General features: G+C 67.8%; 19 protein-coding genes. 7 read left to right on the top strand and 12 right to left on the bottom strand.

Going from position 1 to position 19,750, the window contains the following annotated elements; all coding sequences use genetic code 11:
- Window positions 1-39: 39 nt before the first annotated feature.
- The 4 genes from AADI75_RS08695 to AADI75_RS08680 form a co-directional block, all read right to left on the bottom strand.
- The gene (locus tag AADI75_RS08695) at window positions 40-1,251 is read right to left on the bottom strand and encodes an SGNH/GDSL hydrolase family protein (protein WP_341208639.1); all 1,212 of its coding nucleotides are present in this window, start codon (window positions 1,249-1,251) and stop codon (window positions 40-42) included.
- 306 nt (window positions 1,252-1,557) lie between these two features.
- A complete protein-coding gene (locus AADI75_RS08690) occupies window positions 1,558-2,880 on the bottom strand; it encodes an MFS transporter (protein WP_341208638.1) in 1,323 nt (440 codons plus the stop codon).
- Between the two features lie 130 nt (window positions 2,881-3,010).
- A complete protein-coding gene (manD, locus tag AADI75_RS08685; RefSeq protein WP_341208637.1) occupies window positions 3,011-4,222 on the bottom strand; it encodes a D-mannonate dehydratase ManD in 1,212 nt (403 codons plus the stop codon).
- Window positions 4,223-4,230: 8 nt separating this feature from the next.
- Window positions 4,231-6,516, bottom strand: a complete 2,286-nt coding sequence (locus tag AADI75_RS08680; protein WP_341208659.1) for a glycoside hydrolase family 3 N-terminal domain-containing protein — start codon at window positions 6,514-6,516, stop codon at window positions 4,231-4,233.
- A 220-nt stretch (window positions 6,517-6,736) separates the two neighbouring features.
- Between AADI75_RS08680 and AADI75_RS08675 the strand changes: the two genes are divergently transcribed.
- The 5 genes from AADI75_RS08675 to AADI75_RS08655 all read left to right on the top strand — a co-directional run bounded on the left by AADI75_RS08675 (window position 6,737) and on the right by AADI75_RS08655 (window position 11,466).
- Complete coding sequence (locus AADI75_RS08675) at window positions 6,737-8,815, top strand: alpha-glucuronidase family glycosyl hydrolase (RefSeq protein ID WP_341208636.1); 2,079 nt, start codon at window positions 6,737-6,739, stop codon at window positions 8,813-8,815.
- Between the two features lie 59 nt (window positions 8,816-8,874).
- A complete protein-coding gene (locus AADI75_RS08670) occupies window positions 8,875-9,942 on the top strand; it encodes a LacI family DNA-binding transcriptional regulator (RefSeq protein ID WP_341208635.1) in 1,068 nt (355 codons plus the stop codon).
- Window positions 9,943-10,007: 65 nt separating this feature from the next.
- The gene (locus AADI75_RS08665; protein ID WP_341208634.1) at window positions 10,008-10,679 is read left to right on the top strand and encodes a glutathione S-transferase family protein; all 672 of its coding nucleotides are present in this window, start codon (window positions 10,008-10,010) and stop codon (window positions 10,677-10,679) included.
- Window positions 10,679-11,050 carry a tRNA-binding protein gene (locus AADI75_RS08660; protein WP_341208633.1) on the top strand — a complete coding sequence of 124 codons (372 nt, stop codon included), beginning with the start codon at window positions 10,679-10,681 and terminating at the stop codon, window positions 11,048-11,050. The genes AADI75_RS08665 and AADI75_RS08660 overlap by 1 nt, the downstream gene beginning before the upstream one ends.
- Window positions 11,050-11,466, top strand: coding sequence for a secondary thiamine-phosphate synthase enzyme YjbQ (locus tag AADI75_RS08655; protein WP_341208632.1), 417 nt, complete (start codon window positions 11,050-11,052; stop codon window positions 11,464-11,466). The genes AADI75_RS08660 and AADI75_RS08655 overlap by 1 nt, the downstream gene beginning before the upstream one ends.
- 482 nt (window positions 11,467-11,948) lie before the next feature.
- Here AADI75_RS08655 and AADI75_RS08650 read toward each other — a convergent pair whose 3' ends face one another.
- Together AADI75_RS08650 and AADI75_RS08645 are read right to left on the bottom strand one after the other, a co-directional pair.
- Complete coding sequence (locus AADI75_RS08650) at window positions 11,949-12,677, bottom strand: class I SAM-dependent methyltransferase (protein ID WP_028966664.1); 729 nt, start codon at window positions 12,675-12,677, stop codon at window positions 11,949-11,951.
- Window positions 12,678-12,693: 16 nt separating this feature from the next.
- The gene (locus tag AADI75_RS08645; RefSeq protein ID WP_341208631.1) at window positions 12,694-13,143 is read right to left on the bottom strand and encodes a GtrA family protein; all 450 of its coding nucleotides are present in this window, start codon (window positions 13,141-13,143) and stop codon (window positions 12,694-12,696) included.
- A gap of 159 nt (window positions 13,144-13,302) precedes the next feature.
- On the opposite strand from AADI75_RS08645, the gene AADI75_RS08640 reads away from it, so the two are divergent.
- A complete protein-coding gene (locus AADI75_RS08640) occupies window positions 13,303-15,099 on the top strand; it encodes an AcrB/AcrD/AcrF family protein (RefSeq protein ID WP_341208630.1) in 1,797 nt (598 codons plus the stop codon).
- Window positions 15,100-15,117: 18 nt separating this feature from the next.
- On the opposite strand, the gene AADI75_RS08635 is transcribed toward AADI75_RS08640, so the two are convergent.
- The 6 genes from AADI75_RS08635 to AADI75_RS08610 form a co-directional block, all read right to left on the bottom strand.
- Window positions 15,118-15,735, bottom strand: a complete 618-nt coding sequence (locus AADI75_RS08635; RefSeq protein WP_341208629.1) for a MarC family protein — start codon at window positions 15,733-15,735, stop codon at window positions 15,118-15,120.
- A complete protein-coding gene (gene folD, locus AADI75_RS08630) occupies window positions 15,735-16,604 on the bottom strand; it encodes a bifunctional methylenetetrahydrofolate dehydrogenase/methenyltetrahydrofolate cyclohydrolase FolD (RefSeq protein WP_341208628.1) in 870 nt (289 codons plus the stop codon). Before folD ends, AADI75_RS08635 begins: the two co-directional genes overlap by 1 nt.
- Window positions 16,601-16,867, bottom strand: coding sequence for a DUF167 family protein (locus tag AADI75_RS08625; RefSeq protein ID WP_341208658.1), 267 nt, complete (start codon window positions 16,865-16,867; stop codon window positions 16,601-16,603). Before AADI75_RS08625 ends, folD begins: the two co-directional genes overlap by 4 nt.
- A 32-nt stretch (window positions 16,868-16,899) precedes the next feature.
- On the bottom strand, window positions 16,900-17,211 hold the full coding sequence (locus AADI75_RS08620) for a YggT family protein (RefSeq protein WP_341208627.1): 312 nt from the start codon (window positions 17,209-17,211) through the stop codon (window positions 16,900-16,902).
- Window positions 17,212-17,278: 67 nt separating this feature from the next.
- Complete coding sequence (gene argB, locus AADI75_RS08615; RefSeq protein WP_341208626.1) at window positions 17,279-18,172, bottom strand: acetylglutamate kinase; 894 nt, start codon at window positions 18,170-18,172, stop codon at window positions 17,279-17,281.
- Between the two features lie 26 nt (window positions 18,173-18,198).
- Entirely contained in the window at window positions 18,199-18,870 is a 672-nt protein-coding gene (locus tag AADI75_RS08610) for a queuosine precursor transporter (protein WP_341208625.1), read from the bottom strand.
- A 270-nt stretch (window positions 18,871-19,140) separates the two neighbouring features.
- On the opposite strand from AADI75_RS08610, the gene AADI75_RS08605 reads away from it, so the two are divergent.
- A partial coding sequence (locus tag AADI75_RS08605; RefSeq protein WP_341208624.1) for a Na+ dependent nucleoside transporter N-terminal domain-containing protein occupies window positions 19,141-19,750 on the top strand: 610 nt, incomplete at its 3' end.

Genomic DNA, 19,750 nt, shown 5'->3' with positions numbered 1-19,750 from the left:
GAACGAAATGCAGGTATATAGTCGGACAAATAGCATTGATCAGCGCAGCGACGCCAGCGAAATTCCTTCCGCCATCGCACGATACCCCGCAATGCTCGGGTGCAGCCCGTCGCCGCTGTCATAGGCGGGGAGCAGCCGGTCGGGGCGCGCCGGATCGCGCATCAGCCGGTCGAAATCGATCACGCGATCGGCGTTGCCCGGCGTGCGGATCCACGCATTGATCGCCTGCCGATCCGCCTCGCTCGCCGCACCGGGATGGTAATAAGCGTTGGTCGAAAACGGCATGATCGTCGCGAGATGCACCGTCATCCCCCTGGCACGCGCCCGCGCCACCATTTGCGCATACGCCCCCGTCACCCCCGCCACCAGCGCGCGATGCGCCTCCGGAGTCGCTGGCTGCTCGCGCGTCAGCACGCCGATATCGTTGACGCCCTCCAGCACGATCAAATGCGTCGCCCCCGCCTGCCCCAGCACGTCGCGGTCGAAGCGCGCCATTGCGTTCGGCCCGAGGCTGTCGAGCAGCACGCGGTTGCCCCCGATCCCGAGGTTGAGCACCGCCGCCTTGCCGCCCAGCCGTCGCGCGAGCACGTCGGTCCAGCGCGCGTTGGTGTTGGGCGTCACGCCGTAACCGTCGGTGATCGAGTCGCCGAACGCGACCACCCCGTTCGGCGCGGTGCAGCGCTCGACCTCGATGCCGGAGAGCTGGAACCAGTGATCGGTGGCGGTCGCCGCAGTCAGATCGGCCGCCGCGGTCGCATTGCCCTTCGCGATCCACGACGTGGCGCGCGATCCGGGGTGCGAGGTCTGTCCGTCCGGCGCGGTCGGGAAGAAGGCCGACACCGCCAGATCGTCGAACGCCGCGACCGGCAACGGCACCGCGTCGCTCCAATATTCCGCGCCCGGCGGCACGACCACGTCGCGCGCGCCACCAAACGACAGCGCCCGCACACTGCCCGGCGTCACCCGCGCGCTGGCGAGATCGGCGGAGCGCGCGATGCTCGCGGCGGCGATGCGCAGCGGCGCGCGGCCGAAGGCGTTTGAGAAGCGCACCCGCACCCGCGCGCCCCCGATCGACGGCCGCACCACCTGCCGCAGCGTCGCATCGCGCAGCGCGTCGTCGGACAAGACGTTCTCGCCCTGCGGAATCATCTGCGCCGACGCCCATGCCGCCTGCCACGTGCAGGTTCGCGCGGCGGCGGGAGCAGCGGCGAGGCCGAGCAATGCGGCGGCAAGTACGAACGAGGATCGCATGGTCCCTCCCGAAGAAAGAAGGGCCGGCCTCACGAAGAGACCGGCCCGAGAGTCGACGCGCCGAAAAAAGGGGAGAAAATCGGCGCGCCTATCGCATCAGCAAAAAGTGGAAGGTCGGGAAAACCGTTCGGGGAAGATGGTGGGCGGGCCACGATCACGGCCGCTCACGATCGCGGCGACGCAAGCCTGTCGATGCCGAACGATCGCGCGCATCTTCCTCTCCAAGAACGATCCGGTTGGCCGGATAGGCTTCGACGTCTCCGCCGGATATCATTGATAGCGGTATCATATAGATGCGACCGATCGTCAAGCGCTCTGTGCCAGACGAACGTCGCGATAGTGCGGGTTGAGCAGGTGGAACACCAGCAACGCCACCAGATACGCCACGCCGCACGCGATGAAGAACGGCCCGTAGCTTCCCACCGTATCGAGCAGCAGCCCAAGCGACTTGGATGCGATGAACCCGCCGACCGCGCCCGCGAACCCGCCGAGCCCGATCAGCGTCCCCTGTGCGAAGCGCGGGAACTGGTCGCCCGGCAACGCGAACAAATTGGTCGAGAAACCCTGATGCGCCGCGCACGCCAGCCCGATCAGCATCACCGCGATCCAGATGTTGCTCGCCTGCCCCGCAAACATCACCGGCAGCGCGAACAGCGCACAGGCGAACATCGCCCGCTTGCGCGCGCGCCCGGTCGCCACCCCGCGCTTGAGCAGATGCGACGAATACCATCCGCCCGCGATCGCGCCCAGATCGGCGAGAATGTAGATCGCGACGAGCGGCGGCCCGAAGCTCTTCAGATCATAGCCATATTGCTTGTTGAAGAAGTCCGGCAGCCAGAACAGGAACGTCCACCACACCGGATCGATCAGGAACCGCCCCGCCATATAGGCCCATGCCTCGCGATGGCGCAGCACGCGCAGGAAGCCCGCGCGGCCGTGGTCGACCGCCGGCTCGGTCTCGATCCACGCGCGTTCCTCGGCCGACAGCCGCGGATGCTCGGCGGGCTTGTGATACAGCCGCCACCACGCGAAGAGCCACACCAGGTTGAACAGCCCGGTGATGATGAACGCCCAGCGCCAGTCGAGCAGCAGCCCGGCGACGATGAACCCGATCAGCAGCGGCGTCACCACCGCGCCGACATTCGCCCCGGCGTTGAACACGCCGATCGCGAGCGCGCGCTCCTTCTTGGGGAACCATTGCGACGCCGCGGCGAGCGCCGACGGATAGGTCCCCGCCTCGCCGAACGCCAGCGGGATGCGCGCGATCACGAAGCCGGTCGTCGAGGTGACGAGCGTCTGCGCGAAATGGCCGAGCGTCCAGCTGCCCATCGCGAGCAGATAGCCGTATTTCGGCCCGATCCGGTCGATCAACCACCCGAAGATCGGGAAGCCGATCCCGTAGAATACCTGAAAATAGCCGGTGACGTCGCCGTAGCCGGTATTCGTCCAATGATAGAGCTCGGTCAGCTGGGGCTTGAGCACCCCCAGCACCAGCCGGTCGACATACGACAGCACCACCGCCGCAAACAAAAGCGCGCAGATGATCCAGCGGATGCGACCCTTGGGCCGCGGGACCTCGGATACGGCAGTCTCGGGCGCGTGCTGCGCGGCCTGGGTGAAGTCGCTCATGCGCCTGCCTCTCATACTTCCGTCACCCCGGCGCAGGCCGGGGTCCACCCCTCCGCACGAACAACGAGGCTGGCTCCTGCGGAACCGTGGATCCCGGCCTTCGCCGGGATGACGGGTAAGTGAAACACCCTCACCAACTCCACAGCGTGCCATCCTCCAGCCGGTTCACCGGCAGGTACGCGCGCTTGTAGTCATACCCCGCCGCCAGCACCTCATCGATCTCGACCCCCAGCCCCGGCGCGTCCCCCGGATGCATCATGCCCTGCTCGAAGCGATAGGCATGCGGGAACACCGCATCGGTCTCGGCGGTGTGCGGCATATGCTCCTGCACCCCGAAATTCGGAATCGACATGCCGAAATGCAGCGCCGCCGCCAGCGTGACCGGCGACAAATCGGTCGCGCCGTGGCAGCCGGTCCGCACCTGATAAAGATCCGCGAGCGCGGCGACGCGGCGGAGGTGCGTGATCCCGCCGGCATGGACGATCGTCGCTCGGACATAGTCGATCAGCTGCTGCTCAATCAGCGCCTTGCAGTCCCAGATCGAATTGAAGACCTCGCCCACCGCGATCGGCGTCGTCGTATGCTGACGGATCAGCCGGAACGCGTCCTGATTCTCCGCCGGCGTCGGGTCTTCGATCCAGAACGGGCGATACGGCTCCAGATCCCGCCCCAGCCGCGCCGCCTCGATCGGGGTCAGGCGGTGGTGGACGTCGTGGAGCAGGTGAACGTCCGGCCCCAACGCCTCGCGCGCCGCAGCGAACAGTGCGGGCACGACGCGCAGATACTTCTCGGTCGACCACACGCTTTCGCTCGGCAACGCCGCATCGGCGGGTTCGTAGCGCTGCCCCGGCTTGGCGACGCCATAGGTGGAGGCGAGCCCCGGCACCCCGCATTGCAGCCGGATCGCCTTATAGCCCTTGTCGCGCTCGGCCAGCGCGACCGCGATCGTGTCCTCGATCGACGTGCCGTTGGCATGCGCATAGACCATGCACGCCTCGCGGCTCGCACCACCCAGCAACTGATAGACCGGCAGACCGGCCAGCTTGCCCTTGATATCCCACAGCGCCACGTCGACCGCCGCGATCGCGGTCATCGTCACCGGCCCGCGCCGCCAATACGCGCCCTTGTAGAGATATTGCCAGATATCCTCGATCCGGTGCGCGTCGCGCCCGATCAGGCACGGCACGACATGCTCGGACAGATAGGCCGCGACCGCCAGCTCGCGCCCGTTGAGCGTCGCGTCGCCGACCCCGGTGGTGCCGTCGTCGCAGATGATCTTCAGCGTGACGAAATTGCGCCCCGGACAGGTGATGATGACGCGCGCATCGGTGATGATCGGCATGGTCTCTCTCAGGCGATATCGAGCGTGACGGTCTGCACGTCACGGCTGTTAGGGCCGATCATGATATCGAACCGGCCCGGCTCGACCACCTCCCGCATGTCCTCGTCCCACATGCGGAATGCCTCCGGCCCGAGCGTGAAACGCACCGTCTTCCGCTCGCCGGGCGCGAGCGCGACGCGCGCGAACTCCTTCAATTCCTTGACCGGGCGCGCCACCGACGACACCTGATCGCGGACGTAGAGCTGCACCACCTCGTCGCCCGCGCGCTGCCCGGTGTTGGCGACATCGACCTCGACCACCACCTGCCCGGCAATTGCGATGCGCGGCGCGGAAAGCCGCGGCGGCGACAGCGTGAAGGTCGTGTAGCTCAGCCCGAAGCCGAACGGGAACAACGGCGCGTCGTCGTCGAACAGGTAACCGCGCCGCGCCGAGGGCTTGTGGTTATAGTAGAACGGCACCTGCCCGACGTCGCGCACCACCGTCACCGGCAGCTTCGCGCCCGGATTGACGTCGCCGAACAGCACGTCGGCGATCGCGTGCCCGCCCTGCTGCCCGGCATACCAGCATTCGACCAGCGCGTTCGCGCCCGCTACCACTGTCGGCCACGACGGCGGCCGACCGTTGATCGCGACGACGACCACCGGCTTGCCGGTCGCCTTCATCGCGCGGAACAGCTCGTTCTGTTCGCCGAGCAGATCGAGGTCGGTGCGGTCGCCGAGGTGCGTCTTGGCATAGCCTTCGCGGCTGGTCTGTTCGGTATCGCCGATCGCGAGCAGGATCACGTCGGCGCCCCTCGCGACCTCGACCGCTTCGGCGATCAGCTGCCGGTTGCGCGCGGGATCGGCGAGCAGGACTTCGTTGGCGGAGCGATCCTCGCTCTGCGTGATGAACACGCCCTGCGCATGGACCACCTCGGCGCGCCCCTTCAGCTTCACGCGCACCCCGTCGAGCAGCGACACCGGATCGGTCGGGAGCGACGAATAGCCGCCCAGCCGCGCCACCGCCGCATTGGGTCCGATCACCGCCACCCGCTTCTGCGCGCCCGGCGTCAGCGGTAGCGTCCCGTCGTTGACCAGCAGCGCGATCGACTTGCCCGCCGCCTCGCGGGCGAGCGCCAGCGCCTCGGCATTCGCGGTCAGCTTCGCGGCGGCGCGAGCGTCGACCTTCGCCTCTTCGAACAGCCCGGCGCGGAACTTCATCGTCAGCATCCGCGCGCACGCCAGATCGATCGCGGCGACCGACACCTGCCCGGCGCGCGCCTGATCGGCGAGCGTGCGGTAGGCGACGCCATCGGGAAGGTCGCAATCGACTCCGGCCTCCAGCGCCAGCTTCGCCGCCGCCTCCTTGGAAGCGGCGACGTGGTGGAAATACTCCAGCTCCGGGATCGCGGCATAGTCGCTGACCACCGCGCCGTCGAAGCCCCACTCCCCGCGCAGGATCTTGCCGAGCAACCAATGGTTCGCATGGCTCGGCACGCCGTCGATCTCGTTATACGACGGCATCACCGCCGCGATCCCGGTCTGCTCGACCACCTTGCGGAACGGCGGGAAATAGCTCTCGCGCAACTCGCGCTCGCCCAGCTGCGCGGGCGCGACATTATTGCCCGCCTGCGGCTGACCATGCCCGGTCATGTGCTTCAGCGTGGCGTGCACCTTGCCCGGCGCCAGCTCCTTGCCCTCTCCCTGCAAGCCCCTGACCGCCGCGACCCCCATCTCGCCGCACAGATACGGGTCCTCGCCGAACGTCTCCTCGATCCGCCCCCAGCGCGGGTCGCGCGCGATGTCCACCACTGGCGACAGCGCCAGTGTCGTGCCGTGCGCGCGCACTTCGCGCCCGATCACCGACTGCACGCGCTGCATCAGGTCGCGGTCGAACGAACCCGCCATTGCGATGGCTTGCGGGAAGCTGGTCGCGCCCGGCGCCATATAGCCATGCAGCGACTCCTCGTGGAACAGGATCGGGATGCCCAGCCGTGTCCGCTTCGCCCAGTCCTGCGCGGCATTGACGAAGGCGATCGTGTCGGCGGGCTTGCGCCACCGCCCGGTCACGTCGTTCCCCGTGTTGTTCGCGGTCGCCGCCCCGCCGCGATCGGAGGGCCGCGCGATCTGTCCGATGCCGTGCGGATAGGCGGTGTCGGCCTTGCCTGGCGCAAAGGCGCGCGCCTCGTCCATGACGTCGCGCTTGGTGGTCGACAGCGTGATGAGCTGCGCGACCTTCTCGTCGAGCGTCATCCGCCCGAGCAGGTCCCGCACGCGCAGGTCGACCGGCGCGCGCGCGTCGCGATAGACCGGCATGCTGGCGGCGGCCGGCAGGAAAGCGAGCGCCGAGACACCGGCGCTCCAGCGCAGCAGGTCGCGACGGGCGATGACCGCGGTCGGTCGACGAGGGGCGGTCACGCGTCGCTTCTCCTGACATTCCCGATCTGTCGCCGGTACTTGTTAAATCTTCTGATAGCGGTACCATGACCTTTCAAAAGCGGCGTTGTCAATGCCGCCAAAGGTAGCGGGAGCGGAGATGAAGGCACGTCCGGAATGGCTGGGTGCACTCGCCCTGATGCTGGCGAGCGCCGCGCATGCCGATGACGGCTATCGCCTGTGGCTCCGCGCGGCCGTGGCGGCGCCGGCGGCAACGACGGTCGCGATCCGCGGCGACACCGCGACGCTGCGCCTCGCCGCCGCCGAGCTGTCGCGCGCGCTCCCGGCGGACCTGAGCGTCACGGTCGCCACCAGCGCCGACGCGCAAGTCGCGGCGTTGCGGCTGCCGTTCGCGCCGCTCGGCGACGAAGGCTATCTGGTCCGCCCCGTCACGCTCGACGGCACGCCGACGTTGCTGGTGGCGGGCAACAGCGACCGCGGCGCGCTGTACGGCGCGTTCGCGCTGCTCCGGCACCTCGCGACCGGCGGCACCGCGGCGAACGCGACGCTCACCAGCACGCCCAAGGTGAAGCTGCGCGTCCTCAACCATTGGGACAATCTCGATGGCACCGTCGAGCGCGGCTATGCCGGCGTGTCGCTGTGGGACTGGTGGACGCTCCCCGACCTCAAGGACCCGCGCTACGCTGACTATGCGCGCGCCAATGCCTCGATCGGCATCAACGGCACCGTCCTCAACAACGTCAATGCCAAGGCCGACAGCCTGACCCCGCGCTACATCGCCAAGGCCGCGGCGCTGGCCGACGTGTTCCGCCCGTGGGGGATCAAGGTCTATCTCTCCGCGCGCTTTTCCGCCCCGATCGAGCTGGGTGGGCTCAAGACCGCCGACCCGCGCGACCGCCAGGTCGCCGCGTGGTGGAAGGCGAAGGCCGACGAGATTTATCGCGCGATCCCCGACTTCGGCGGCTTTCTGGTGAAGGCGAACAGCGAGGGACAGCCCGGCCCGCGCGATTACGGCGCCAGCCACGCCGATGGCGCGAACATGCTCGCCGCCGCGCTCAGGCCGCACGGTGGCGTCGTGATGTGGCGCGCATTCGTCTATGCCGAAACCGACCCCGAGGACCGCGCGAAACAGGCCTATACCGAGTTCAAGCCGCTCGACGGCACCTTCGCCGACAATGTGCTGGTGCAGGTCAAGAACGGCGCGATCGACTTCCAACCGCGCGAACCCTTCCATCCGCTGTTCGGCGCCATGCCGAAGACCCCGCTGATGGTCGAGTTCCAGATCACCAAGGAATATCTCGGCTTCGCCACCCACCTCGCCTATCTCGGCCCGCTGTTCGAGGAAGTGCTGTCCGCCAGAACCGGACGCGGCGCTGAGACGGTCGCCAGCGTCGTGGACGGCAGCAGCGAGCGGCACCGGCTGACCGGCATGGCAGGGGTCGCCAATATCGGGCGCGATCGCGACTGGTCGGGGTCGACCTTCAATCAGGCCAATTGGTACGCCTTCGGCCGGATGGCGTGGGACCCGACGCTGACGGCGCAGCCGATCGCGCGCGAATGGGCGCAGCAGACGTTCGGCACGAACCCGCAGGTGGTCGACACCGCCGTCGCGATGATGATGGGCTCGCGCGAGGCGGTGGTGGATTACACCGGCGCGCTCGGGCTCGCGCATCTGATGGCGACCGGCCACCATTACGGACCGGGGCCGTGGGTCGCCGATCTCGCGCGCCCCGAATGGAACCCGGTCTATTACCACAAGGCCGATCGCACCGGCATCGGCTTCGACCGGACGAGGACCGGCAGCAACGCGGTCGCGCAATATGCGCCGCCGGTCGCGACGCGCTTCGCCGACCCGAACACCACGCCGGAGCGCGACCTGCTGTGGTTCCACCACGTCGCATGGGACCGGAAGATGCCGTCGGGCAGGACGCTGTGGGACGATCTCGTCGCGCATTACGATCGCGGCGTTGCCTATGTCGGCGACATGCGGCGGCAATGGGAGGGCGTGCGCGCGCTGGTCGATGACGAACGCTGGCAGAAGACCGCGACCTATCTGGCGGTGCAGGAACGCGAGGCGCGCTGGTGGCGCGACGCCAGCCTCGCTTACTGGATGTCGGTCAACGGCCGGGCCCTGCCCGCCGGGGTTGCGCCACCCGCGCACGATCTGGCGTGGTACAAGGCGCAGAAATTTCCCTACGTTCCGGGTCACCACGACTAATCTGACGCTTGCCGAGCCCGCGCGGGACCGCCAAGAACCGTGCCTATGGATTGTCCGGCATGAACGAACCGCGCGGGTCGCGCCGCCAACGCAACGCCCCGACGATCAGCGACGTCGCGGCGCACGCGGGCGTGTCGCCGATGACGGTCAGCCGCGTCATTAACCGTGAGGGCAGCGTGCGCGACGCGACGCGCGAACGGGTCGAGGAAGCGATCGCCGCGCTGCGCTACGCCCCGTCGGCGGCGGCGCGGATGCTGGCCGGGGGCGAGGATTTCCGGCTCGGCGTGCTGCACACCACCACCAGCCTGTTCTACTTCAGCGAGTTCCTGGTCGGCTGTCTCGATCAGGCCGCGCGCCAGAACGGGCAGATCATCGTCGAGCAATGCGCCGAGGGCGCGGAGTTGGCCGCGATCGAGCATCTGCTGAACGGCCGCGTTGACGGTCTGCTGCTACCGCCCCCGCTGGGCGACGCCGAAACGGTGCTGGCGATGCTGCGCGAGCGCGACGTGCCGGTCGTCGCGGTCTCGACCGGGCGTGCGCCGGAATGGGCGCTGTCGGTCAGCATCGACGATCGCAAGGCCGCGTACGAGATGACCCGCCACCTCGGCACGCTCGGCCATCGGCGGATCGGTTTCATCACCGGCGCGGCGAACCAGAGCGCGACCGGCGAGCGGCTCGCCGGCTATCGCGATGCGCTGGCCGACATGGCGCTAGACGCCGACGATGCGCTGATCGCCAGGGGCGATTTCGGCTATCGCTCCGGGCTCGATGCGGCGGAACGGTTGCTCGACCTGCCCGATGCGCCGACCGCAATCTTCGCCAGCAACGACGACATGGCCGCCGCGACCGTCGCGATCGCGCATCGCCGCGACCTCGACGTGCCCGGCGACCTTACCGTCTGCGGCTTCGACGATTCGGCACTCGCCACCACGGTCTGGCCGGAGCTGACCACGATCCGCCAGCCGGTCAGCGACATGGCGCGCACCGCGGTCGACCTGCTGATGCGCGAAATCCGTCAGCGACGCGGCGGCAGCAGCGAGGATCATCCGCATGTCGTGGTCGATTACGCGCTGATCCGGCGGCAGTCGGACGCGGTGCCGCGCCGTCGCCCGCGCGTCACGGGCTGATCGTCCCGAACCGGCGACGAAGGCGCTTCCCCCCGCCCCCTACTTCGGCCTAACAGCGCGACGATATGTGGCAGCTCTATCAGTTCCCGCTGTGTCCGTTCACGCGCAAGGTCCGTACCCTCCTCAACGAGAAGGACGTGGGCTATCAGCTCATGCGCGAGAATCCGTGGGAGCGGCGCGACGCGTTCATCGACATGAACCCCGCCGGGCAGACCCCGGTGATGACCGACAACGATCGCGGCGTCGTGCTGGTCGATTCGATGGCGATCTGCGAATATTTCGAGGAGACGGTCGAGCGGGTCGCGATGATCAACGGCACCGCCGCCAACCGCGCCGAGATTCGGCGGCTGGTGGCGTGGTTCGACACGCATTTTTACCGCGACGTCACCCAGCCGCTGCTCGACGAACGCATGATCAAGCGCATCGCGCACCGCATGGCCCCCGACGCCTCGCGGCTGCGCGAGGCGATGAAGTCCGCGGTCGGGCATCTCGATTATATCGACTTCCTGCTCGATCACCGCAAATGGATCGCCGGCTCGACGATCAGCCTCGCCGACCTCACCGCGGCGGCGCAGATTTCGGTCGCCGACTATCTCGGCGGGATCGACTGGGCAGGCCATGCGCTGACCAAGGCATGGTATTCGGCGTTCAAGAGCCGTCGCAGCTTCCGCCCGCTGCTCGCCGAGCGGATCAGCGGGATCGAACCGCCCAGCTATTACGAGAACCCGGACTTCTAATGCACGCCACCCACGATCCCGCCGCCCCGCCCGCGCCCGCGATCGAGTTCGACGACTTTCTGGCGGTTGACGTGCGGGTCGGGACGATCGTCGCGGCCGAGCCGTTCCCGGAGGCGCGCAAGCCGGCGTTCAAGCTGACGATCGACTTCGGCCCGACGACCGGCACGAAACGCTCGTCGGCGCAGATCACCGAACATTATGATTGCGACGGGCTGATCGGGCGACAGGTGGCGGCGGTGGTCAACTTCCCGCCGCGCCAGATCGGCAAGTTCATGTCGCAGGTGCTCACCCTCGGCTTCCCCGACGCGGACGGAAAGGTCGTTCTGGTGCATCCAACCGTTCCTGTGCCAAACGGCGGACGGCTGTTCTGATGCGACAGGCGCACGGCAGATTGACGATCGCGACGCGTGGGGCCGGACTGGTCGAGGTGACCGACGAGGTCACGGCATGGCTGGACGCGCAGGGTATCGCAGACGGTCTGCTGACGGTGTTCTGCCGGCACACCTCCGCGTCGCTCCTCATCAACGAAAATGCCGCTCCGGCGGTCCGCCGCGATCTGGAGCGGTATTTCCAGCGGCTTGCGCCCGAATCGCGCGACTATGAACATGACGACGAAGGGCCGGACGACATGCCGGCGCATCTCAAGACCGCGCTGACCAACGTTTCGCTTTCCATCCCTGTGGTGGACGGTCGGATGGTGCTGGGCACGTGGCAGGGCATCTACCTGTTCGAACACCGCGCCGCCCCTCACCGCCGCACGCTCGCGCTGCATGTGATCGGCGAATAACTGGCTCCCAACCGCCACCCCGCCTTTCGAACCGTCGTCCCGTAGAGAAAACCGTCGTCCCTGCGCAGGCAGGGACCCATGTCTGTATCGTCCGGAAGCACCTTCGACACAAAACCCGCCGCCCATGTGTCAGCCGACCACACGAACTCGACAGCCATAGGCTGCCTACGCAGGGGCGATAGCTGGATCATGATGCTGTGCGTTCGACTATATCGTTCGTCATTGCGAGCGCAGCGAAGCAATCCAGGGCGTCCTGATCCGGCCCTGGATTGCCGCGCTACGCTCGCAATGACGACTCAGGTGGACGTCATCACGCGTTGAAGTGCCACTCCTCAAACCCGACGCATCACCCCGGCGAAGGCCGCGGCCCGGTTGGGAGACGCTGATAGCGTGCGTCGCGCTTCGTCACCGCCGCCTTCCCACCAGAACCCCGGCAGCCCTCGGGGTGACAGCTGAGATGACGCAAACCAGTGCGATCAGCCCTACCGCGGTTCCGCCAGCGTCAGGATCGACACGCCGGTCGGCATCGGCACCCGCCCGACCAGATACCGCTCCAGCCCGAAAATCCGCTCGAACAAGGCATTAAGCGGTGCAGCGGGCGGTGAATCGTCGCTGTCGTCGCGGCCGGTCAACCGGCCCGCGACCCGCGCCGCGGCCGCCAGCGGAAACAGCAGCGAATTGAAATAGGTCAGCCCGCGCTCCTTCAGCCCCGCCTTGTGGATCGCGCCCAGCAACGTCTTCTTCGAATAGCGGCGATGATGATGGTTCACGACGTCGTGCGCGCTCCACATCCATTGATGCGCGGGCACCGCGATCAGGATCTTGCCGCCGGGTGCCAGGCACTCGCGCATCGCCGCCAGCGCCGCGACATCGTCCTCGATATGCTCGACGACGTCGAGCACCGCGATCAGATCGTAATGGCCGCGCGGTACGCCCGGCAGCGCGGGGAGCGGCGCATCGCTGACCGGCTTGCCGAGCCGCTGGCTTGCGATCGCGCGCGCCGCCGGGTCGATCTCGATCGCGTCGACGTCGCCGAACGCCCCCAGCATCGGCAGATTGTGCCCGGTGCCGCAGCCGATCTCCAGGATTCGCGCCGATGCCGGCAATTTGCCTTCGCGAGTCAGATAGTCGGCGAGGATGTCGCGGCGCGCGCGATACCACCAATGCGTGGAATCATGCTCGGCCATGCGATCATAGACGCGGCGGTCCATCAGCGATTACTCTTGTTCAAGCGAACACCCAGAAACGATAAAGTACGAACGTCACCATCGGCGTGACGAACACGTTGGTGACGAGCGGCCACCAGGTCGCGCCGTGCATCGGCCCGGTCAGGAACCACACGAAGAAGGTGTTGAGCGCGAAGCTGACCAGCGTGACGACCAGAAAGCGGCCGCCGGTGCGCGACACATTGTCACGCGCGCCCACGTCGCGGAAGCTCCACCGGCTGTGGATGACATAGCCGGCCACCATCGACACCAGATAGCCGAGCACATTGGCGATCAACGGCCAGACGCTGCGATGCGCGAGCGGCCAGCGCACCTGCGCATAGGTGGCGATCGGCCAGTAAACGGCGGCATAGATGGCGGTGGCCGCGCCGCCGGTCAGCCCGAAGCGCACCAGCTGCCAGAACAGCGCGCGCAACTGCTCGATCTTGCCGTGTGTCTGCAACGTTGCCACTGGCTTGCCCCTTTCGCCGCCCGACTAGGCCGGCACGCCGGTGCTGGCAATGCCCGCGTGTGTGCGGGCGCGGGACGCCCGTTGCCGTTTCCTCGCCCGTGGCCTAAGCACCGCCGGATCGACGGGCCGCCCTTTACGGCACGGCGTGAAGGGAATGTGTTGACCGACCATCTGTTGCCGCCCGCCCCGCTCGACCGGGCTGCGCGGACGCTCGACCGCCACTGGCTGCGGCTGACGTTGCTGGCATGGGCCGGCATCGCGATCTGGTACGTCTGGCAACGCTGGGCGGCGATCCACTGGCTGTCGTTGGGTGACACCGACGACAACATGCGGCTGATGCAGGTTCGCGCGCTGCTGGACGGTCAGGGCTGGTTCGATCTGCGCAACTATCGGCTCAACCCGCCGGGCGGCTTCGACATCCATTGGTCGCGGCTGGTCGACCTGCCGATCGCCGGGCTGATCGTGCTGCTGCGCCCGTTCGTCGGCGTGGCGGAGGCCGAGCGGCTGGCGTGCGGCATCGCGCCGTTGCTGCCGATGGCGGTGGTGCTGGTCGCGTTGGGCGCGACGCTGCGACGGCTCGTGCATCCGCTGGCGTGGCCGCTGGGGATCGCGCTGTTTCTCGCCACCAATGTCGCGCTCGGCATGTTCATGCCCGACCGGATCGACCACCACGGCTGGCAGCTGGCGATGCTGGCGGTGACGGTCGCCGGGTTGTGCGATCCGCAACGTCGGCGCGGCGGTGCACTGGTTGGCACCGCGACCGCGATTTCGCTCACGATTGGGCTCGAAATGCTTCCCTACGCCGCGATGGCGGGGGGTATTATCGGGCTCGCTTGGGTATGGGAGCGGGCAGAACGTGAACGGCTGGCGCTCTACGCGCTGTCGCTGGCGGGCGGCGTGGCGGCAGGATTTGCGGCGTTCACCTCCTATGCCAATCGCGTCTATCGTTGCGACGCGCTGACCCCGGTATACGCCTCGACGGTGGTGCTGGCCGGCGGACTGCTGCTGGCGCTCGCGTTCATTTCGCCCCGCAAGCCCTTGATACGATTGCTGCTTGCGGTCGCGGCCGGTGCGGTGGTGGCGGCGTTCTTCGCGCTCGCCTTCCCGCAATGCCTCGGCCGGCCCGAGCAGGTGTCGAACGAACTCTACACGAGCTGGCTGTCGCAGGTCCGCGAAGCCAAACCGATCTATCGCCACCCCCTGCGCGTCGCCCTGCCGATCGTCACCCTCCCGCTGATCGGATTAATCGGCGCATTGTTCGCCACTTGGCGGGCACGGCGGCAGCCGGCCCTGCGCGGCTGGGCGTGCGTGGCGCTGTTCGGCGCGTTCGCCGCGCTGATGCTGTTGTGGCAGGCGCGCGCCGGACCCGCGGCGCAACTCCTTGCCATCCCGGGCGCCGCGGCGCTGGCGTGGATGGCGGTGCCGTGGCTGATGGCTCCCCGCTTCTGGTGGGCAAAGGCGGCGGCCGCGGCGGCGCTGTTCGTGATCGTCTCGGGCAGCTTTACGCAGATCATCATCGACCAGTTCAAGGTCGATCGCCCCAACGCCTACGTCCGCCGCGTCAACAAGGCGACCGGTCGCTGCCTGACGATCCCGGCGATGCAACCGCTGAACCGTTATCCGGCGCAAACCGTCTTTACCTTCGTCGACCTCGGTCCACGCCTCATCACATTGACGCACCACGATGCGATCGCCGGGCCGTACCACCGCAACGGCGACGCGATCCTCGACGTCCACCACGCCTTCATGGGAACGCCGGAGGTGGCGCGCGCGATCATGAAGCGCCACGGCGCGACGATGCTGCTGGTGTGCCCGGACATGGCAGAGTCGACCAATTACCGCGCCAAGGCGCGCGGCGGCTTCTACGACCGGCTCGCGAAAGGCGAGCATTTCGACTGGCTCGTGCCGCTGCCGATCAAGAAGGGCTCGCCGTTCCGGGCGTTCCGAGTGGAATAAGCGTTCGCGGCTGCGGCGTTACCGCAACTGCTCCACCACCCCGTCGATCACGAATTGCACCGCCAGAGCGGCGAGGAGCACGCCGAGCAGCCGGGTGATGACCGCCTCGATCTTCGCGCCGAGCACCCGCATCAGCGGGCCGGCGGCGAGCAGCGCCAGCAGCATCAGCAGCAGGTTCGCCGCCAGCGCCGCCATCACGACCACGGTCTGCTCGATGCCGTGGCTGCGCGCGGTAAGCAGCATCACCGTCGCGATCGAGCCCGGCCCGGCGATCATCGGCATCGCCATCGGGAAGATCGACACGTCGTCGGCCTCTTCCTCGGTGATCTTGGCGGCGCGATCCTCGCGGCGCTGGGTGCGCTTCTCGAACACCATTTCCAGCGCGATCAGGAACAGCATCACGCCGCCGGCGATGCGGAACGACGCCAGTTCGATGCCAAGTGCGTGAAGTAGGGGCTCCCCCGCCAGCGCGAAGACCAGAAGGATGCCCGCCGCGACCACGACCGCACGGATCGCCATCGCGCGGCGGTGGGTGGCGTTGGCGCCGGCGGTAAGCCCGGCGAAGATCGGGGCGCAGCCGGGCGGATCGATGATGACGAACAAAGTGATGAACGACGAGACGAACAGCTCGACCATCAGAGCGCCGGATCGACCGCGACGCCGATCCGCCGCCCCGCCGCCACCAGCGTGTTGCGCATCAGCACCGCAATCGTCATCGGCCCGACCCCGCCCGGCACCGGCGTGATCGCACCCGCAACCTCGGCCACGCGCGGGTCGACGTCGCCGACCAGCCCCGCGTCGGTGCGATTGATGCCGACGTCGATCACGGTGGCACCGGGCTTGATCCACTCGGGCTGGACGAAACCCGGGATGCCGACCGCGGCGACGACGATATCGGCCTGCCGGACATGCCCCATCACGTCACGCGTGCGGCTGTGGACGGTGGTGACGGTGCAGCTTTGCTGGAGCAGCAGCGCCGCCATCGGCTTGCCGACGATGTTCGAGCGGCCGATCACCACCGCCTCCAGCCCCGCCAGATGCGGGTGGACGTCCTGGAGCAGCATCAGGCAGCCGAGCGGGGTGCACGGCACCAGCCCGTCAAGCCCGGTCGCCAGCCGTCCGGCATTGACCGGGTGGAAGCCGTCGACGTCCTTGTCGGGGTCGATCCGGGTGATGACCGCGCGTTCGTCGATGTGGCGGGGCAGCGGCAACTGAACCAGGATGCCGTCCACCGCATCGTCGGCGTTGAGGCGATCGACGAGCGCGATCAGCTCCGCCTCGGTCACGTCGGCGGGCAGGCGATGCTCGAAGCTCTCCATGCCGGCCGCGACAGTCGCCTTACCCTTCGAGCGGACATAGACCGATGAGGCGGGATCCTCGCCGACCAGCACGACCGCGAGGCCGGGCTTGCGCCCCGCCTGTCCAGCGAAGGCGGCCGCCGCGGTGGCGACATGGCCGCGGAGCGTGGCGGCAAAGGCTTTTCCGTCGATGAGGCGCGCTGTCATGGCGCGACCGCATAGAGCGAAGCGGCGGCGCGCGCCAGCGCCTGCGGATCGCCGGCGACCGCAAGTCGCTTCAATCGCGCGGTTTGCCCGGCCAGGAGCGTCACATCGCGTTTCGGCACCCCGAAGTGCTTGGCGACCAGCGCGAGCAGCGCCGCATTGGCCGCGCCATCGACGGGGGCAGCGGCCAAGCGCGCCTCGAAATGGTCGTCGGTCCCTGCCAGCAAGGCGTCACGCCCGCCGCGCGGAGTGACGCGGACTGCGATCGCGATCCCGTCCGACGTCTCGCGCCAGGCGCTCAGATCGCCGCGCCGCCGGTCATCGCGCTGATCGCGATATTGTTGAGGATGATGTTGAGGATCGCCATCAGCACCAGCACCACCGCCGGCGCGAAGTCGATCCCGCCGGTGTTCGGCAGCATCCGGCGGATCGGGCGGTACAGCGGCTCGGTCAGCCGATCGAGCCCCTCGTACAGCGATCGCACGAAGTTGTTCGAGGTGTTGACGACGTTGAACGAGATCAGCAGCGACAGGACAAATTGCACGATGATGATCCACCAGACGAGGTTCAGGATCACCTGCAGGATCTGGATGATGGTGGCCGTCAGCACGCCGGGCGTCTCCCAATAGGTGTGCCGGTAATGTAGAGCACCGGCGGGCGGATCGAAAGGCTGCCGCTCATTTGCGGATCAGCGTGCCTGCACCGCGCTTCGTAAAGATTTCGAGCAGCATCGCGTGCGGCACGCGCCCATCAAGCACGACGGCAGCGTCGACGCCGGACTCGACCGCGGCGACGCATGTCTCCAGCTTGGGGATCATCCCGCCCGAGATCGTGCCATCGGCGCGCAGTTCGGCGACCGCGGCGGGGTTCAGATCGGTGACCAGCTCCCCCTGCTTATCGAGCACCCCCGCCACATCAGTGAGCAGGAAGAAGCGCTTGGCGCCGAGCGCGGCGGCGATCGCGCCGGCCATCGTATCGGCATTGATGTTGTAGGTATGACCGTCCGCGCCGATGCCGATCGGCGCGATCACCGGGATGATGCCGTCGCGGCTGAGCGAATCGATGATCCGGCGATCGACCGCGACCGGCTCGCCGACGAAGCCGAGATCGACGTTGCGCTCGATCCCCTGCAACGGATCGGGGGCACGGCTGCCGACCTTCTCGGCCTGCACCAACCCGGCGTCCTTGCCGGAGATGCCGACCGCACGTCCCCCGGCGCGACCGATCCAGCCGACGATCTCCTTGTTGATCGAGCCGGCGAGGACCATCTCGGCGATCTGCGCGGTTTCGGCATCGGTGACGCGCAAGCCATCGACGAAGCGCGATTCGACGCCCAGCCGCTTGAGCATCCGCCCGATCTGCGGACCGCCGCCGTGGACGACGACCGGGTTGATCCCGATCGCCTTGAGCAGCACGACGTCCTCGGCGAAATCGGCCTGCGCCTCGGGATCGCCCATCGCATGGCCGCCATATTTCACGACGAAGGTCGCGCCGGCATAGCGTTGCAGGTACGGCAGCGCCTCGACCAGGGTTTCGGCCTTCAAGGCGGGCGACAGGTTCGGATCGGTCATGTGCGGCGCCATAGCGGCGCAGACGGTCAGGCGTCCAGACGGCGACCGACCGCGACCAGCGCGTATATCAGCGGCGGGACCAGCGCGATCGACAGCACGACCTTCGCCAGCATCTGCCCCGCCATCAACCAGCCGACCGCCGACAGCCCGAAGGCGATCGAGATGAACAGCACCGAATCGACGATCTGGCTGAGCGCGCTGGCGGTCGCGGCGCGGAACCACAACAACCTGCCGCCTTCCCGCCCCTTCAGCCACGAGAAGATCGTCACGTTGAGCGTCTGCGACACGCCGTATGCGACGATTCCGCCCGCCCAGATCCACGGGGTCGCGCCCATCATCTGGTTGAACGCGGCGAGGTGACCGCCGTCCATCTCGGGTGCGGCGGGCAGGACGAGCACGACCAGCGTCAGCGCCATCGACACCAGCAAGGGCACGAACCCCATCAGTACCAGCCGACCTGCCACCTTCTGCCCGTGCAGTTCGGCGACCGCACTGGAGGTGACGACGAGCAGCAGGAAGGCAAAGATTCCCGCCTCGACCGCGAGCGGCGGCAGGCCAACCATCGGCCCGAGTTGCGAGATCGGGCCGAGCGACACCTGTTTGTTGCCCAGCACCCCGGCGATGCAGACCATCCCGCCGTAGAAGATCGAAAAGGCGAACAGCGAAGGCGAAATCGCGCGGCGGGCGGGGGCTTCCATCGCGGCGGTGTACGGGGCGGCGGCGGGGCGGGCAATGACCGATTGTCATATGGGTACGCCCCATTCCCGTTCGTGCTGAGGCGGCATCGAGCGAAGTCGAGAGGCCGTCTCGAAGCACCAGCGCGCGCCCTTCGAGATGGGGCTTCGACAAGCTCAGCCCTTCCTCAGGGCGAACGGAAGGAAGGGATGAGCGGGGCGTCCACCCGATCTTGGCTGGCGAACGGCCAGCGGGCATGTCATGGCGCGGAACTTCGGCAGCGAAGAAGAAAAATGCAACGGACTCTCATCGGCCTGGCGGGCATCGTCGTCATCCTGCTGCTCGCGGTGCTGCTGTCGGCCGACCGGCGCGCGATCCGGCTGCGGATCGTCGCCAGCGCGTTCGCGCTGCAGGCGACGATTGCGACCATCGTGCTCTACTGGACGCCCGGGCGCGCCGCGCTGGCCGGCGCGTCGGCGGGGGTCGCGGCGCTGCTCGGCTATTCGCAGAAGGGCACCGAATTCCTGTTCGGTAATCTCGCCAGCCCCACGGTCGGCGGGCAGAGTTTCGCGATCGCGGCGCTGCCGGTCATCATCTTCTTCGCCAGCCTCGTCTCGATCCTCTACTATCTCGGCGTCATGCAATTCGTGGTCCGCTGGATCGGCGGTGCGATCGAGAAGGTGATCGGGACCAGCAAGGTCGAGAGCCTGTGTGCCGCCGCCAACATCTTCGTCGGCCAGAGCGAATCGCCGCTGGTGATCCGCCCCTACCTCGCCGGCCTGACCCCGGCGCAGGTGTTTACGGTGATGACGAGCGGGATGGCGGGCGTCGCGGGGACGATCCTGGCCGCCTATGCCTCGATGGGGATCAGCATCGACTATCTGCTCGCCGCCAGCTTCATGG

This window comes from uncultured Sphingomonas sp., from assembly GCF_964021865.1.
In the GTDB taxonomy this organism is placed as follows: domain Bacteria; phylum Pseudomonadota; class Alphaproteobacteria; order Sphingomonadales; family Sphingomonadaceae; genus Sphingomonas.
Note: the sequence above shows the minus strand (reverse complement) of the source record. Positions and strands in the feature narration are given on the sequence as shown.